The organism is Aeromonas sp. 600282, from assembly GCF_049175755.1.
Classification (GTDB): domain Bacteria; phylum Pseudomonadota; class Gammaproteobacteria; order Enterobacterales; family Aeromonadaceae; genus Aeromonas; species Aeromonas veronii_A.
The window spans coordinates 134,847-149,378 of record NZ_JAAKVR010000003.1 but is presented as its reverse complement, the minus strand read 5'-3'; the positions used below and the strand labels follow the sequence as shown (position 1 = coordinate 149,378).

The 14,532-nt window shown below is 55.5% G+C and carries 18 protein-coding genes; 17 read left to right on the top strand and 1 reads right to left on the bottom strand.

What is annotated here, in order from left to right:
* Nucleotides 1-15: 15 nt before the first annotated feature.
* The 17 genes from G5137_RS05130 (at nt 16) to G5137_RS05050 (ending at nt 13,771) form a co-directional block, all read left to right on the top strand.
* Nucleotides 16-1,131: a protein-glutamate methylesterase/protein-glutamine glutaminase gene (locus G5137_RS05130; RefSeq protein WP_227341083.1), complete on the top strand. Its 1,116-nt coding sequence runs from the start codon at nt 16-18 to the stop codon at nt 1,129-1,131.
* Nucleotides 1,132-1,133: 2 nt separating this feature from the next.
* Complete coding sequence (locus tag G5137_RS05125; protein ID WP_227341082.1) at nt 1,134-1,871, top strand: flagellar motor protein; 738 nt, start codon at nt 1,134-1,136, stop codon at nt 1,869-1,871.
* Between the two features lie 2 nt (nt 1,872-1,873).
* Complete coding sequence (locus G5137_RS05120; RefSeq protein ID WP_216951800.1) at nt 1,874-2,794, top strand: flagellar motor protein MotB; 921 nt, start codon at nt 1,874-1,876, stop codon at nt 2,792-2,794.
* A 4-nt stretch (nt 2,795-2,798) separates the two neighbouring features.
* Complete coding sequence (locus G5137_RS05115) at nt 2,799-3,593, top strand: ParA family protein (protein ID WP_005334696.1); 795 nt, start codon at nt 2,799-2,801, stop codon at nt 3,591-3,593.
* Nucleotides 3,590-4,462: a chemotaxis protein CheW gene (locus tag G5137_RS05110; RefSeq protein WP_421255027.1), complete on the top strand. Its 873-nt coding sequence runs from the start codon at nt 3,590-3,592 to the stop codon at nt 4,460-4,462. Before G5137_RS05115 ends, G5137_RS05110 begins: the two co-directional genes overlap by 4 nt.
* 69 nt (nt 4,463-4,531) lie before the next feature.
* Nucleotides 4,532-5,020 (top strand): chemotaxis protein CheW, encoded by a 489-nt coding sequence (locus tag G5137_RS05105; RefSeq protein ID WP_005343991.1) that lies wholly within the window; start codon nt 4,532-4,534, stop codon nt 5,018-5,020.
* Nucleotides 5,021-5,048: 28 nt separating this feature from the next.
* Complete coding sequence (locus tag G5137_RS05100; protein WP_216980226.1) at nt 5,049-5,426, top strand: DUF2802 domain-containing protein; 378 nt, start codon at nt 5,049-5,051, stop codon at nt 5,424-5,426.
* Nucleotides 5,427-5,719: 293 nt separating this feature from the next.
* A complete protein-coding gene (gene ccmA, locus G5137_RS05095) occupies nt 5,720-6,355 on the top strand; it encodes a cytochrome c biogenesis heme-transporting ATPase CcmA (protein ID WP_421255026.1) in 636 nt (211 codons plus the stop codon).
* 5 nt (nt 6,356-6,360) lie between these two features.
* On the top strand, nt 6,361-7,029 hold the full coding sequence (gene ccmB, locus G5137_RS05090) for a heme exporter protein CcmB (RefSeq protein ID WP_216951797.1): 669 nt from the start codon (nt 6,361-6,363) through the stop codon (nt 7,027-7,029).
* 171 nt (nt 7,030-7,200) lie between these two features.
* Nucleotides 7,201-7,941: a heme ABC transporter permease gene (locus tag G5137_RS05085; RefSeq protein WP_216951796.1), complete on the top strand. Its 741-nt coding sequence runs from the start codon at nt 7,201-7,203 to the stop codon at nt 7,939-7,941.
* Between the two features lie 2 nt (nt 7,942-7,943).
* Nucleotides 7,944-8,150, top strand: coding sequence for a heme exporter protein CcmD (gene ccmD, locus G5137_RS05080; protein WP_216951795.1), 207 nt, complete (start codon nt 7,944-7,946; stop codon nt 8,148-8,150).
* The gene (gene ccmE, locus G5137_RS05075) at nt 8,147-8,638 is read left to right on the top strand and encodes a cytochrome c maturation protein CcmE (RefSeq protein ID WP_005344003.1); all 492 of its coding nucleotides are present in this window, start codon (nt 8,147-8,149) and stop codon (nt 8,636-8,638) included. Before ccmD ends, ccmE begins: the two co-directional genes overlap by 4 nt.
* On the top strand, nt 8,635-10,590 hold the full coding sequence (locus tag G5137_RS05070) for a heme lyase CcmF/NrfE family subunit (protein WP_216951794.1): 1,956 nt from the start codon (nt 8,635-8,637) through the stop codon (nt 10,588-10,590). The genes ccmE and G5137_RS05070 overlap by 4 nt, the downstream gene beginning before the upstream one ends.
* The gene (locus G5137_RS05065) at nt 10,587-11,117 is read left to right on the top strand and encodes a DsbE family thiol:disulfide interchange protein (protein ID WP_279505510.1); all 531 of its coding nucleotides are present in this window, start codon (nt 10,587-10,589) and stop codon (nt 11,115-11,117) included. Before G5137_RS05070 ends, G5137_RS05065 begins: the two co-directional genes overlap by 4 nt.
* An 11-nt stretch (nt 11,118-11,128) precedes the next feature.
* Nucleotides 11,129-11,608: a cytochrome c-type biogenesis protein gene (locus tag G5137_RS05060; RefSeq protein ID WP_227341076.1), complete on the top strand. Its 480-nt coding sequence runs from the start codon at nt 11,129-11,131 to the stop codon at nt 11,606-11,608.
* The gene (gene ccmI, locus G5137_RS05055) at nt 11,605-12,873 is read left to right on the top strand and encodes a c-type cytochrome biogenesis protein CcmI (RefSeq protein ID WP_279505509.1); all 1,269 of its coding nucleotides are present in this window, start codon (nt 11,605-11,607) and stop codon (nt 12,871-12,873) included. The genes G5137_RS05060 and ccmI overlap by 4 nt, the downstream gene beginning before the upstream one ends.
* A gap of 85 nt (nt 12,874-12,958) precedes the next feature.
* On the top strand, nt 12,959-13,771 hold the full coding sequence (locus G5137_RS05050) for an MlaA family lipoprotein (RefSeq protein ID WP_021229893.1): 813 nt from the start codon (nt 12,959-12,961) through the stop codon (nt 13,769-13,771).
* Nucleotides 13,772-13,883: 112 nt separating this feature from the next.
* Here the strand turns inward: G5137_RS05050 and sodB are convergent, their stop codons facing one another.
* Nucleotides 13,884-14,468, bottom strand: a complete 585-nt coding sequence (gene sodB, locus G5137_RS05045; RefSeq protein ID WP_005334664.1) for a superoxide dismutase [Fe] — start codon at nt 14,466-14,468, stop codon at nt 13,884-13,886.
* Nucleotides 14,469-14,532: the final 64 nt, after the last annotated feature.

Here is a 14,532-nt window from a genome sequence, read left to right as displayed (position 1 = left end):
GTTAGAAAAATAACAATGGCAGTCAAGGTATTAGTTGTCGACGATTCGAGCTTCTTTCGCCGCCGGGTGAGCGAGATAATCAATCAGGATCCCATGCTGACGGTGATAGATACTGCTCAGAATGGGCGTGAAGCCGTAGACAAGGCCATGTCGCTGCGCCCTGATGTGATCACCATGGACATCGAGATGCCCGTGATGGATGGCATCAGTGCAGTGCGGGAGATCATGGCCAAGTGTCCAACTCCCATTCTGATGTTCTCCTCCCTGACTCATGAAGGCGCCAAGGCAACGCTGGATGCACTGGACGCCGGTGCTCTTGACTTCTTGCCCAAAAAATTTGAAGACATTGCCAGAGACAAGGACGAAGCGGTCAGACTGTTGCAACAACGGGTGAAGGAGATCTCCCGCAAGCGCTTCCTGATGACATCCGCTGCTCGCCCCAAAGCACCTGAACCGGTTGCTCGTGCTCCGCTGGGTAGCACTGCGCCCAGATCCTCAGAGCGTCAGCCTGACCTGCAACGCACTGTGCCAAGTGCCTCATTCAAGCGAAGTGGCAAGAGTTATCAATTGGTGGCGATCGGGACTTCTACCGGCGGCCCGGTAGCCTTGCAAAATGTGCTGACCAAGTTGCCAGGGGATTTTCCTCACCCAATATTGCTTATCCAGCATATGCCTGCCACCTTCACCGCAGCTTTTGCTGCCCGTCTAAACGGGTTATGCCAGATAGGTGTCAAGGAGGCCGAGGATGGAGACGTCCTCAAACCGGGCCATGCCTACCTGGCCCCCGGTGGCAAGCAGATGCTGTTGGAGGGTCGTGGTGCAGGCGCCCGTATTCGCATCGTTGATGGCAACGACAAGGTAAATTACAAGCCTTGCGTGGACATTACCTTTGCCTCTGCTGCCAAGACCTATGCCGACAAGGTATTGGCGATTGTGCTAACCGGTATGGGGGCTGATGGCCGTGATGGTGCCAGACTGCTGAAAGAGCAGGGCTCTACAATCTGGGCTCAGGATGAGGCTTCCTGCGTGGTATATGGCATGCCTCAAGCGGTTGCAAAGGCAGGTATTGCCAGTGAATCACTTCCTCTGGACAAGGTGGCCCAGCGTATTCTGGTTGAGTTGGGGCGCTAATCATGGGCTTGCTCGGTCTGCTCCTCGCACTGGGGGCTATTGCTATTGCCCAGCTGTGGCATGGTGGCTCCCTGTTGACGTTGTTGGACGGGCCTGCTTTTCTCATTGTTCTTGGCGGTACAGTTGGTGCCGTTACATTGCAGACCCCTGCCAAGTTTGTTTTGCTGGCATTGCGCCAGTGTCTATGGATTTTCAATCCGCCACGGCAGGATCTCTCTGCCCAGGCTGAACGGCTACAATCCTGGGCTGCCTTTGCACGCCAGCAGGGGCTGCTGGCCCTCGAAAATCAGGCTGAGCAGGAGGAGGACCATTTTACCCGCCAAGGGTTGAACATGATTGTCGATGGTGTCTCCACGGAGGATATTCGCATGTTGCTCGAAGCCGATATCGATATCGAGCAGGAGCGTAATGAACATGCGGCCCGGGTGTTCGAAGCCATGGGGGGATATAGTCCGACAATCGGGATTATCGGCGCTGTCTTGGGCCTTATCCAGGCCATGTTTCATCTTGAAGAGCCATCTGCTCTGGGGGCTGGCATCGCAGTGGCATTTGTGGCAACCATCTATGGTGTCGGGTTTGCCAACCTGATCTATCTACCGATAGCCAACCGGTTGCGAGCGTTTCACTATCACTATGCACTGTTTCAGGAGATGACCCTGGAAGGGCTGTTAGCCATTGCCCATGGTGAGAATGGTTTACAGGTTGAACGTCGGCTCAGGGCCTATTTGAAAGGAGAGTAGCCATGCGCAAGCGCTATCGTTTGCACTTGCAGGGGCGTGAACACCTTGACCGTTGGCTGGTCTCCTATGCCGATTACATGACGCTGATATTTGCTCTGTTTGTGGTGCTCTACTCTGTTGCGCTGGTGAACAAGGACAAATATCGTGCGGTGATAGATGGCATGAGTCAGGCGTTCAGTGTCATGCAGTCTCGCAGTGATGGTCTGCTGGAGGGGCAGGGCAATTCACTGTTGGAGAATGCTGTTTCTGCCTCCCCCTCGTTGCTGGAAAGCGCAACGTCCCCCTCTCCTTCACTTGCCCCCATTTCTGGTGTCCCTGTGCTGCAAGATGGCACGACACTTGCCAAACTTGATATGCAGTTGCAAGAGAGCATGGGGTCACTGGTGGATGCCGGGATAGTCAAAATGACGCAAGACGAGAACTGGCTGACTGTGGAACTCAGTTCAGGTCTGCTGTTTGGCAGTGGCAGCGCCTTTATGGGACCGAATGCTGCACCGGTAATCAATACTCTTTCAAGTATTCTCAAACCGGTCGATAACTATATAAGGGTCCGAGGATATACAGATAACCAACAGATAAATAATGAAATTTATCGTTCTAATTGGGCGCTTTCTGCTGCGAGGGCCGAAGCGGTGCTCAATGGCTTGATTGCTGATGGCATCGCACCCCAGCGTCTGGCCTTTGAGGCATATGGCGAGTTTTCCCCTTTTGCCGATAACAGCACTGAGCAAGGCCGGCTGCAAAATCGCAAGGTTGTGGTCGCAATTTCCAAATTCGCCTGGGTGCCGCCAGCTCCTGTGGCGGTAAAGCCCCCGGTGGTTGCCGAACCGGTTCCTGTGGTGCAGCAGGCGGTGGATGCTGGAGAGATAAAGGTTATCTCTTTGCCCGGTGGCGGCATACGTATAACAACAAGGCAGGATTGATACAGTGATTGTTTGGACGGTTGCCAACCAGAAAGGTGGTGTGGGTAAAACCACCACAGTGGTCTCGCTTGCCGGGATCCTGGCCCAGCGTGGTCAGCGAGTGCTGTTGATTGACACCGATCCTCACGCCTCGCTGACTGCATATCTTGATTTTGATTCAGATCGTCTGGATGGAACCCTCTATGAGTTGTTTCAAGCTGTCAAACCGACAGCCGAGCTTGTCAATAAACTGACGCTCAAGACCAAGTTCGAGAATATCAATTTACTACCCGCATCTATTACCCTGGCGACTCTTGATCGGGTAATGGGAAATCGTGAGGGAATGGGGCTGGTGCTGAAGCGGGCGCTGCTGCGCATTCAGGATCAATATGATTATGTGCTGATCGACTGCCCGCCTGTGCTTGGGGTGATGATGGTCAATGCGCTGGCTGCCTGCGATCGTATTCTTGTGCCGGTTCAGACCGAGTTTCTCGCTCTCAAAGGATTGGAGCGGATGATGAAGACATTCGAGATCATGCAGCGTTCCAAGCGTGACAAATTCCGTTATACCGTGATCCCGACTATGTTCGACAAGCGCACCCGTGCCTCTCTGATGACCTTGAAGTCGATCAAGGATCAATATGGAGATTCAGTGTGGAATGCGGTGATCCCTATTGATACCAAGTTTCGGGATGCCAGCTTGCTGCATATCCCCCCGTCTATCTATTCTCCCGGGAGTCGTGGAACCTATGCCTATGAGACGCTGCTCAACCATCTTGATGCCCTTGAGCGGCAACGGGTTCATGAGGTGACGGCATGAGAGATACCATTCAAGTACGGGCGATGGATGACTATTTCCACTCCCTGCTGCTCGATGAGCCGCTGGTGCTGGATGAGGTGGAAGAGGTTCAATCCGCCCCTGTTTTACAGTTGCAACGTCAGCCCCACAGCGTCCCCGAGGTGGTTGCTGCACCTTATTTGGAAAGTGATCCACGCCTTGCCCAGCTTGGCGAACTGTTGGCTCAGGTGGGACAAGTTCAGTTTGAGAATGATGCCTTCACCCAGGAAGTGACTCTCACCGCACCGCTGGAGATTGTGGCAGAGGAATCACTGCTGCCGGTGGAGCCAGAGTGGCCTGCGGAGGTGCTGCTCCCCGAGGTTGCGGAGCCCCATACTACTATCCTGACCGAAACAGCGCTGGAGGTTGCTCCGGTAGAGGCCAGTGAACCGGTTGCCTGGGAAAATATCGATACCGGTAAAGAGTTTCAGGCCCTCTTTTTTGAAGTTGCGGGTGTGACGTTTGCGGTGCCGCTGACCGAGCTGGGTGGTATCCATCAGCTTGGCGAGATCACCTCCCTGTTTGGCCAGCCTGGCTGGTACAAGGGGATCATGACCTCCCGCGAGCAGAAGATGAATGTGGTCGATACAGCCCAATGGGTCATGCCGGGTCAGCATTTGGAGATGGATGATTACAAGTATCTGATTATGCTGGGTGAATCCCCTTGGGGGCTGGCTTGTCATCATCTCAAAGGAACTGAATTGTTACACCGTGACCAGGTGAAATGGCGCCATCAGGAGGGTAAGCGCCCCTGGTTGGCGGGCATGGTCAAAGAAAAAATGTGTGCCCTGTTACACGTTCGCGAACTGCTCCTGTTGCTGGAGCGTGGGGTTAACATAGAAGGTCGCTGATAACTTCTGCAATCGAGCTGTTTTATTGCTAGTTTTAGCAGTAGACGTTTTCATAAAAGGAATAAAAACATGACAGAAAAGCGCAATATCGCACAGAATCTGGCCGAAGATGAAGTGCTGCAATGGGTAACCTTCCAACTGGAAAACGAAACCTACGGCATCAATGTGATGCAGGTTCAGGAGGTGTTGCGCTACACCGAAATTGCACCGGTGCCGGGTGCGCCTGAGTACGTACTGGGGATCATCAACCTGCGTGGCAATGTGGTGACTGTCATCGATACCCGTTCCCGTTTCGGTCTGCCTTCCGGTGATGTGAGCGAAAATTCCCGTATTGTTATCATCGAGGCCGAGAAGCAGGTGATTGGCATTATGGTCGATAGTGTGGCGGAAGTGGTTTATTTGAAATCTTCCGAAATCGATGCGGCTCCGGCCGTGGGAACCGAAGAGAGTGCCAAGTTCATTCAGGGAGTCAGCAACCGTGACGGTCAACTGCTGATCCTGGTTGACTTGAACAAGCTGCTCTCCGATGAAGAGTGGGAAGATATCGGTTCCCTCTGACAAATAAGGTGATGTTTTGATAATCGAGATGGTTGCCTTGGGGGTGTCCCTGATTGCCTTGGTGTTTGCCTCTTATAACTGGTTCAAGAGCAAGCGTAGCAAGCAGGAGTCCGAGGCCAGTGTGGCAACGCTGCAAGGTCAGTTGGAAAGCTTGCGCAAACAGATGATGGAGCTTCATAGCGGCTCCATTGGCATGGGACAGCGGTTACAGTCGGTAGAAGGCGCGATGCAGCAGGTCAATGAACGCCAGCAAGAACTGACCATGCAAGATCCCGAACGCAGGCTCTACAGTCGAGCGGCTAAGATGGTCGAACTGGGCGCCGATCTTGATGAAGTCATGAGTGAGTGTGAGTTGCCAAAGGCAGAAGCAGAGCTCTTGATATCGTTGCGAAAAGGTCGCTCTTGATTATTCAGGGAGGCAGTCGCCTTCCTGAATTTTTTTCTGCTCCTTGCATACAGCTCTCTGATGTAGCGCGATGTACAGTGAGATGATTGAATTATTATGTTTTAAGATGATTTTTTATTAATCTTTTCGATTTGATGTATTTTGAAGTCGTTGATTGTCATCATTTTTCCCGCCTATTTTCTCTTATGCGCGATCTTCTCCACAAAAACAGTGGATGATGGGCATCTTGGAAAAGACGTATTCCAATACTGTGTTAAGATGCAGGCCGCTTCATTTTCTCTGAAAAAATCTCCATGCTGCTTCAAGTTAACAATCTGAGCTGCGTGCGTGAAGATCGCACTCTGTTTGAACATCTCTCCTTTGCGGTAGTTCCCGGTGATCTGGTGCAAATTGAAGGTCCCAACGGGGTAGGCAAGACCAGCCTGCTGCGCCTGCTGACTGGGCTGTCTCAGCCGTTTGCCGGTGAAGTGTGCTGGAATGGTGAAAATATTCGCCATTGCCGTGATGAGTACCATGCCAATCTGCTCTATCTCGGTCATCAGCCCGGGGTCAAAGCTGCTTTGACTCCGCTCGAAAATCTCGCCTTTTACCAGAAGCTGCATCATGTGTCCCGGCAGACGGTCGATTTGTGGCAGGTGCTTGCCCAGGTTGGGTTGGCCGGTTTTGAAGAGAACCCGACCGGGCAGCTCTCGGCAGGTCAACAGCGTCGGGTGGCTCTGGCCAGGCTCTGGCTCAGTGACAAACCGGCTCTCTGGATCCTGGATGAGCCTTTTACCGCCATTGATAAGCAGGGGGTCAAGGTGCTGGAGAGGTTGTTTCTTGCTCATGCCGAGCGGGGGGGGATGGTGATCCTCACCACTCATCAGGATATGACGCTGATGCAGGGTCGACTGAAAACACTCTCGCTTACGCCCTTGCTGCAGGAGTAGTTTCGATGTTGCGTGCCGTCATGTATTTGATCCACCGCGAGTTATTGATGGCCCTGCGCCAGCGTGCAGACATTCTTAACCCGCTCTGGTTTTTCCTTATTGTCATCACCCTGTTCCCACTCGGTATCGGCCCTGAGCCCAAGTTGTTGGCTCGCATTGCTCCCGGCATCATCTGGGTGGCAGCCTTGCTGGCGGCCATGCTGTCGCTGGAGCGACTGTTTCGCGACGACTTTGGCGACGGTTCGTTGGAGCAGATCATGTTGATGCCCCATTCACTCGGGTTGCTGGCGCTGGCCAAAGTGATTGCTCACTGGTTACTGACTGGATTGCCGTTGCTGCTGATTTCGCCCTTGCTGGCAATTTTGCTATCGCTGGATATGAACAGTTATCTGGCGGTAGTCGCCACTCTGGCACTCGGCACACCGGTGCTGAGCCTGCTCGGTGCAGTCGGGGTTGCCCTGACGGTCGGGTTGCGCAAGGGCGGAGTGCTGCTCAGTCTGCTGATCCTGCCGCTCTATATTCCGGTACTGATTTTTGCCACCTCTGCAATTGATGCGGCGGGGATGGGCTTGCCCTATGGCGGACAGCTTGCCATTCTGGCCGCCATGCTGGTTGGTGCCCTGACGCTGACGCCACTGGCCGTTTCGGCCGCATTGAGGGTCAGTCTTAACTGATGATCTATTGGTAGAACGCAACATGGTTTCGCATGGAGCATTCTTTTCCAGAAATAAAGTTGCGATGGATCAAGCGGATTGCCGCTTATTGCTTTCGAGGTATTTGATGTTATCCCGAGGTCAGTATGTTAGGCCTCGCCAAACAATTAATAACAAAAAGGTTTGTGAGTTATGTGGAAATGGTTGCACCCTTACGCTAAACCCGAACGGGCCTATCGGCTGGCTGGGACCCTGTTGCCCTGGTTTGCTGTGATAAGTCTGCTATCGTTCATCATCGGCACTGTCTGGGGACTGGCTTTTGCACCCGCCGATTATCAGCAGGGTGACTCTTTCCGGATCATCTATATCCATGTTCCTTCCGCCATTCTTTCGATGGGGGCCTACTCCACCATGGCAGTTGCCGCCTTTATCGGGCTGGTATGGCAACTGCGGATGGCGGACATGACGGTGGCGGCTATCGCACCTGTCGGCGCTGTGTTCACTTTTATTGCACTGTTTACCGGTGCCGCCTGGGGCAAGCCCATGTGGGGAACCTGGTGGGTGTGGGATGCACGGCTCACCTCTGAGCTGATCCTGCTGTTTCTCTATCTCGGCGTGATTGCCCTCTACAACGCCTTCAGTGACAAGGTGGTTGCTGGCCGTGCTGCCGGCATTCTGGCACTGGTGGGGGTGATCAACCTCCCCATCATTCACTACTCGGTGGAGTGGTGGAACACCTTGCACCAGGGGGCCACTATCACCAAGTTTGACAAACCCTCCATCTCTCCCGAGATGCTTTGGCCACTGCTCATCATGATCCTGGCGTTTGTTGCCTTTCTCGGGGCCCTTACCCTGATGCGTTTTCGAAACGAGCTCTTGATGCGGGAGTGGCATCGTCCCTGGGTTCAAGAGATTGCCGAACAGGAGAAGTAAGCATGCACTTTGCCTCATTCAGTGACTTTTTGGCGATGGGCGGTTACGCCTTCTACGTCTGGCTCTCCTTCGGTCTGACCCTGCTCTGTCTGGTCGGTATCATCATTTCTACCCGCATGAAAACCCGTCGTCTGTTTAATGAGTTACGCAGCAAGCAGGCACGCGAGAGCCGTCGCAAGGCGGCCCGGCAGATGGAGAACACCCTATGAACCCGAGACGCAAAAAACGCCTCACTATCATTCTGGCCATCACCCTGGGCCTCGCCACCGTGAGCGGCCTAGTGCTTTACGCCCTCAGTCAGAATATCGACCTCTTCTATACCCCGAGCGAGCTGGTGGAAGGGAAGGGGCCGGACAAGATCAAACCGGAAGAGGGGCAGCGCCTGCGCATTGGTGGTCTGGTGGTCCCCGGCACTGTCAAGCGCGATCCGAACAGCCTCAAGGTTAGCTTCAACCTGATCGACAATGGTGGTCATCAGGTGATGGTGCAATTTGATGGCATCCTGCCGGATCTGTTCCGCGAGGGGCAGGGGATTGTGGCGCAAGGAACTCTCAAGGATGCCACCACGGTCGAAGCGTTCGAGGTACTGGCCAAACACGATGAAAACTACATGCCGCCAGAAGTGGCCGATGCCACCAGTGGCATGCACTTCAAACCGGAATACACCGATGCGCAGTTGAAGGGGAATAAGCCATGATCCCGGAATTAGGACAGTTTGCGCTGATCCTGGCCTTTGCCACCTCCCTGTTGCTGGGTAGCTATCCGCTGCTTGGCGCAAGTCGGGGGCGTCTTGGCATGATGTCGGCGGCTCGTCCGCTCGCCTATGCCCAGTTTTTGTTGCTGCTGCTGTCGTTTCTCTGCCTGACCTGGGCCTTTATCGATAACGACTTTACCGTGCAGTATGTGGCCACTAACTCCAACAGCCTGCTGCCGCTCGCCTATCGTATCTCGGCGGTGTGGGGGGCCCACGAAGGTTCCCTGCTGCTGTGGGTACTGACCCTGGGTGGCTGGACTGCGGCGGTAGCCATGTTCAGCCGCCGTCTGCCGCTCGATGCGGTGGCGCGGGTGCTCGGCGTGTTGGGGCTGATCTCGGTCGGTTTCACCGCGTTCGTGCTGTTCACCTCTGATCCCTTCACCCGCACCTTGCCCTATTTTCCGGTCGATGGCCGTGACCTCAATCCGCTGCTGCAGGATCCGGGTCTGATCTTCCATCCGCCGATGCTCTACATGGGTTATGTAGGATTCTCGGTGGCATTTGCCTTCGCCATAGCCTCATTGATGACCGGTCGTCTTGATGCAACCTGGGCCCGCTGGTCGCGCCCCTGGACCATGGCGGCCTGGGTATTCCTGACCCTCGGCATAGTGCTCGGCTCCTGGTGGGCCTACTACGAGCTCGGTTGGGGCGGCTGGTGGTTCTGGGATCCGGTAGAAAATGCCTCCTTCATGCCCTGGTTGGCGGGTACCGCTCTGCTGCATTCGCTGGCGGTGAGCGAGAAGCGCGCCACCTTCAAGGCGTGGACCGTGCTGCTGGCCCTTTCGGCCTTCTCGCTGAGCCTGCTCGGTACCTTCCTGGTGCGCTCCGGCGTGCTGGTGTCGGTGCATGCGTTTGCCTCCGACCCGACCCGCGGCCTGTTTATTCTCGGCTTCCTGCTGGCGGTGATCGGTTCATCCTTGCTGCTGTTTGCCTTTAAAGGTTCGCAGGTGAAAAGCCACGGCAAGCATGAGCTGTGGAGTCGCGAAACCCTGCTGCTTTGCAACAACATCATGCTGGTGGCTGGCCTGCTGACTGTGCTGCTCGGCACCTTGCTGCCGCTGGTGCACAAGGAGCTGGGGCTGGGGAGCATCTCTATCGGTACTCCCTTCTTCAACCATATCTACAGTTGGCTGATCATTCCGTTTGCCCTGCTGCTGGGGGTTGGTCCGCTGTTTCGCTGGCGCCGCCAGGAGCTTGGCGAGCTCAAGGGCAAGGTGATTCTTGCGCTGGTGCTGAGCCTGGCAGCAGCCCTGCTGTTGCCGCTGATCTTTGCCGAAACCTTCAAGCCGTGGGCTGCGGTGGGGATTGGTCTTGGGGCCTGGGTCATCGTTACCAGCCTGCAGGAGACCTGGGTGCGCGCGACCCACAAGCACAGCTTTGCGGTCGGTGTGCGCAAGCTTGGCAACAGTCACTGGGCTATGATCCTTGGCCATGTGGGGCTGGCAGTCAGCATCATAGGTATCGCCTGCACCCAGAACTACAGCATCGAGAAGGATCTGCGGATGCAGGCGGGTGATCGGGTGCACTTTGCCGATTACGAGTTCGTTTTTGCCGGGATCAAAGAGAAGAACGGCCCCAACTACGATGGCTTCAAGGGCGTGCTGGAAGTGCACAAAAATGGCAAGCAGGTCGCCCTGCTCAAGCCCGAGAAGCGGATGTACACAGTGACCCGGATGCCGATGACCGAAGCGGCCATCGATGCTGGTTTCACGCGAGATCTTTATGCGGCCCTTGGCGAGCAGCTAGACAACAATGCCTGGGCAGTGAGGATCTACTACAAGCCGTTCGTGCGCTGGATCTGGTTCGGCGGCGTCTTTATGGCTATCGGTGGCGTGCTGGCGATGCTCGACAAGCGTTACCGTTTCGGCCGTCGTGAGGAGGAAGCCAAGGCATGAACAAAAAGCTCTGGTTGTTTTTAATTCCCTTTATCGTTTTTTTGCTGGGGGCTGTGTTCCTGTTCAAGGGGCTCTACTCCGATCCCACCAAGCTCGAATCCGTGATGGTGGGCAAGGAGGTACCGGTGTTTACCCTGCAGGACATTTACGATCTGAACAAACAGCACGATCGCAGTATCCTGACCGGTCGCCCCATGCTGCTCAACGTTTGGGCCACCTGGTGCCCGACCTGCTACGGCGAGCACACCTACCTCAAACAGTTGGCAGGGCAGGGCATTCCCATCATCGGCATGAACTACAAGGATGAGCGCGACAAGGCGATCAAATGGCTGGCGGAGCTGGGCAACCCCTATCTGGTCAATCTCTATGATCCGGACGGCATGCTGGGACTGGATCTTGGGGTGTACGGCGCGCCGGAGACCTTCTTTATCGACAGCAAGGGGATCATCCGTTATCGCCACGTGGGGGATATCAATCCCGAGAACTGGGTGTCGACCCTCAAACCCATCTTTGATGCCATGAAGTGAGGGGCGTGCTGATGAGAGTATTTATTGCTTCCCTGCTGCTGTTGCTGGGATGGGTGGTACAAACGCCGGTCATGGCTGCTATCGATGTCTACACCTTCGACAACGACAATCAGGAGCAGGTCTTTCGCGAACTGACCAAAGAGCTGCGCTGCCCCAAGTGCCAGAACCAGGATATCGCCGATTCCAATGCGGGGCTGGCCAAGGACTTGCGTGACAAGACCTACCAGATGGTGCGCGAGGGTAAGGATAAAGAGGAGATCGTGGACTATATGGTTGCCCGCTATGGCAACTTTATCCTCTATAACCCGCCCCTGATGGCATCGACCCTGATCCTCTGGCTTGGCCCGCTGTTAGTGATCGTTATCGGCATCGGCGTGGTGGTGATACGTAGCCGACGCTCTGCGGCAACGTCAGAGCCTGTGGAAAGCACCCTGAGCGATGAAGAGCAGCGTCGCCTGGCCGAGCTGCTCAAAGAGGAAGAGAAACAATGACCGCCTTTTGGATTGTGATTGCGGCCCTGCTGGTGCTGGTGAGTCTGGCTCTGGTGTTACCGTTGTGGCGCAGTGAGGGAAACCAGAGCATCAGTCGCTCGGCGCTCAACAAACAGCTCTATCGTCAGCGCTTGCTAGAGATTGGCGAGGAGCGAGAGCAGGGTGTGCTTGCCGAGGAGCCCGAATCGCTGGTCGAGTTGCAGCGCAGCCTCTTGGATGATATTCCCGATGTGGAGCAGACAGCCCGCAGTGGCAAGAGTCTGAGCTGGATCCCAGGTGTGCTGGTGCTGGTGGTGGTGAGCCTGGGTATCTACTACAAGCTGGGTTCATGGCAGGAGGTGAGCCGCTGGCAGGATGCCAGCAGCCGTCTTGGCGAGCTGAGCAACCGCATTCTGGTGGAGCGGGATGCCCAGGTAACCGAGCAGGATCTGCTGGACTTCACGCTGGCACTGCGTACCCGCCTAAAGGATGAACCGAACGACTACCGCGGCTGGTTGCTGCTCGGACGTTTGGCGCTGGATGGCAATGATCCCGAGATGGCCAACGATGCGCTGTCGCGTGCCTACAAGCTTGCTCCCCAGAAATCGCTGGTGGCGGTGCCCTATGCCCAAGCGCTGATGATGACGGGGGAGGAGGTGCAGGCCGATGCACTGCTGCGTGCAGCCATCGCGCAGGAGCCTGATAATATCGAGGCGCGCTCCGTCTATGCCTTTATGGCGCTGCAGAAAGAGGACTTCCAGACCGCGCTGTCTCGCTGGCAGGCGATGTTGCCCTTGATGGAAAAAGGCTCTCCCCGTTATGTGATGGTTGAGCGCTCCATGGAGTATGCCCGCACGCAGCTCAAGCAGCGTGGCATAGAGGTGACGAATTCAGGCGCAGCCAAAACGGGAACAGAGCAGGTAAAGCAGTCTGACGTTAATGAGGGAGAGTTCCCCATCCACATCACGCTGGCTGCGGGCATCCAGATGCCGGAAGATGCTCACCTCTTCGTCTTTGCCGTGGTGCCCAACGGACCACCCATGCCCATCGCGGTGAAACGTATCGCTGGGCCAACCCTGCCTGTCACCCTTTCACTGGGGGATGGTGACGCCATGATGGAGGGCAGCAAGCTGGAAGCGTATCCAGAACTGCAGTTCAAGGCGCGTCTCTCCCGCGGTGGCAATGTGATGAACAAGGAAGGAGCCTTCGAAGGGGTATCCGTGCCGGTCAAGACGGCCGAGATCCCTGCTGCTCCGATTGACATCCGCATCGATCACGCCCTCTAATATGCCTTTGGATAACCCGGCTCCTGGATAGGGGCCGGGTTATCTATACTTCTGATAAATCAAAATAAAACGTCAGGACAATCATATGTATCTTCGTTCAGGGGCCATACTGGCAGCCCTCTTGCTGGCTGGCTGTGCCGGTGGTCCACCCAAGCCTGGCCCAGAGAGTCTGGATCTCAATCCCGGCATGAATAATCCGGGCGCAACCAGTACGGCGGCCGATCCGCGCGATCCCTTCCAGGGGGCCAACCGGGCCATGTGGGCGGTCAACTATGATGTGCTGGAGCCCTATGTAGCACGTCCTGTGGTACATGCTTACGCTCGCTATATTCCGGTGGGGGTGAAGGATGGCATTGCCAACTTTGTTGCCAACTTTGATGAGCCAAGCAGCATGGTGAACCATCTGATCACCGGTGATTTGAAGGGGGCAGGGACCAACCTGGGGCGCTTTACCCTCAACACCACCGTCGGTCTGCTGGGTATCTTCGATGTGGCCAAACATGCCGGCCTCGAGCGCAACAAGCTGGAGATGGACACAGTGCTGGGCAGGGCCGATATCGGTAATGGTGCCTACATCATGGTGCCTGTTTACGGTCCGACCACCACTCGGGAGCTGGTTGGTGACACCATTGACACCATCTACTTCCCCTATGCCTTGCTGACTATCCCGTTAAGGGTTACTCATTGGGTTCTGGATGGCTTGGGCAATCGCGCCAAGCTGATCGATCAGGAGCGGATCATCGACAACTCCCTCGACCCCTATGCGCTAACCAAGGACTTCTACCTGCAATATAACCAGGGCAAGGTGACGGGCAAGCAGACCGAGCTGAAAGCATCTCAGCAAGAGCAGGCCGACGATGCCAATCTGGATGAATACATGGACGAGCTGGACCAGTAAACTGGCTATCTCGATATGTAAAAGGCGCCTGCGGGCGCCTCTTTCATTTACGCAGCCATCTAGATATAAAAAAACGCCCCGCAGTGCGGGGCGTTTTGGCAAGCGAGGCTGATTAGGCAGCCAAGTTCTTGGCCACGAATTCCCAGTTAACCAGAGCCCAGAAGGTTTCCATGTACTTCGGACGCAGGTTGCGGAAGTCGATGTAGTAGGCGTGCTCCCACAGGTCAACGGTCAGCAGCGGGGTGGTACCGGCTTCAGTCAGCGGGCAGCCAGCGTTGGAGGTGTTGACGATAGCCAGAGAGCCGTCAGCTTTTTTCACCAGCCAAGTCCAGCTGGAACCGAAGTTGCCGATGGCTGATTTGGTGAAGGCATCTTTGAACTCGGCGAAGGAGCCGAATGCCTTGTTGATAGCATCAGCCAGGGCGCCAGTCGGCTCGCCACCGCCATTCGGGGAGAGGCAGTGCCAGTAGAAGGTGTGGTTCCAGATCTGGGCGGCGTTGTTGAAGATGCCGCCGTTGGAGGTCTTGATGATCTCTTCCAGAGACTTGCCTTCAAACTCGGTACCCGGCACCAGATTGTTCAGGTTGACCACGTAGGTGTTGTGGTGCTTGCCGTGGTGATATTCCAGAGTTTCCTGGGAGATGTGCGGTTCCAGAGCGTTGATTGCATAGGGCAGAGCGGGAAGTTCGAATGCCATTTTCTACTCTCCATTGGCTGGACCGTGCGAAGGCGACGGTTGCAAGACATTGCGTACTCTTTTC

What these genes read in the sequence shown, in the direction of transcription:
- G5137_RS05130 (WP_227341083.1), top strand. Translation starts at nt 16, where the DNA reads ATGGCAGTCAAGGTATTAGTTGTCGACGATTCGAGCTTCTTTCGCCGC.
- G5137_RS05125 (WP_227341082.1), top strand. Translation starts at nt 1,134, where the DNA reads ATGGGCTTGCTCGGTCTGCTCCTCGCACTGGGGGCTATTGCTATTGCC.
- G5137_RS05120 (WP_216951800.1), top strand. Translation starts at nt 1,874, where the DNA reads ATGCGCAAGCGCTATCGTTTGCACTTGCAGGGGCGTGAACACCTTGAC.
- G5137_RS05110 (WP_421255027.1), top strand. Translation starts at nt 3,590, where the DNA reads ATGAGAGATACCATTCAAGTACGGGCGATGGATGACTATTTCCACTCC.
- G5137_RS05105 (WP_005343991.1), top strand. Translation starts at nt 4,532, where the DNA reads ATGACAGAAAAGCGCAATATCGCACAGAATCTGGCCGAAGATGAAGTG.
- G5137_RS05100 (WP_216980226.1), top strand. Translation starts at nt 5,049, where the DNA reads ATGGTTGCCTTGGGGGTGTCCCTGATTGCCTTGGTGTTTGCCTCTTAT.
- ccmA (WP_421255026.1), top strand. Translation starts at nt 5,720, where the DNA reads ATGCTGCTTCAAGTTAACAATCTGAGCTGCGTGCGTGAAGATCGCACT.
- ccmB (WP_216951797.1), top strand. Translation starts at nt 6,361, where the DNA reads ATGTTGCGTGCCGTCATGTATTTGATCCACCGCGAGTTATTGATGGCC.
- G5137_RS05085 (WP_216951796.1), top strand. Translation starts at nt 7,201, where the DNA reads ATGTGGAAATGGTTGCACCCTTACGCTAAACCCGAACGGGCCTATCGG.
- ccmD (WP_216951795.1), top strand. Translation starts at nt 7,944, where the DNA reads ATGCACTTTGCCTCATTCAGTGACTTTTTGGCGATGGGCGGTTACGCC.
- ccmE (WP_005344003.1), top strand. Translation starts at nt 8,147, where the DNA reads ATGAACCCGAGACGCAAAAAACGCCTCACTATCATTCTGGCCATCACC.
- G5137_RS05070 (WP_216951794.1), top strand. Translation starts at nt 8,635, where the DNA reads ATGATCCCGGAATTAGGACAGTTTGCGCTGATCCTGGCCTTTGCCACC.
- G5137_RS05065 (WP_279505510.1), top strand. Translation starts at nt 10,587, where the DNA reads ATGAACAAAAAGCTCTGGTTGTTTTTAATTCCCTTTATCGTTTTTTTG.
- G5137_RS05060 (WP_227341076.1), top strand. Translation starts at nt 11,129, where the DNA reads ATGAGAGTATTTATTGCTTCCCTGCTGCTGTTGCTGGGATGGGTGGTA.
- ccmI (WP_279505509.1), top strand. Translation starts at nt 11,605, where the DNA reads ATGACCGCCTTTTGGATTGTGATTGCGGCCCTGCTGGTGCTGGTGAGT.
- G5137_RS05050 (WP_021229893.1), top strand. Translation starts at nt 12,959, where the DNA reads ATGTATCTTCGTTCAGGGGCCATACTGGCAGCCCTCTTGCTGGCTGGC.
- sodB (WP_005334664.1), bottom strand. Translation starts at nt 14,468, where the DNA reads ATGGCATTCGAACTTCCCGCTCTGCCCTATGCAATCAACGCTCTGGAA.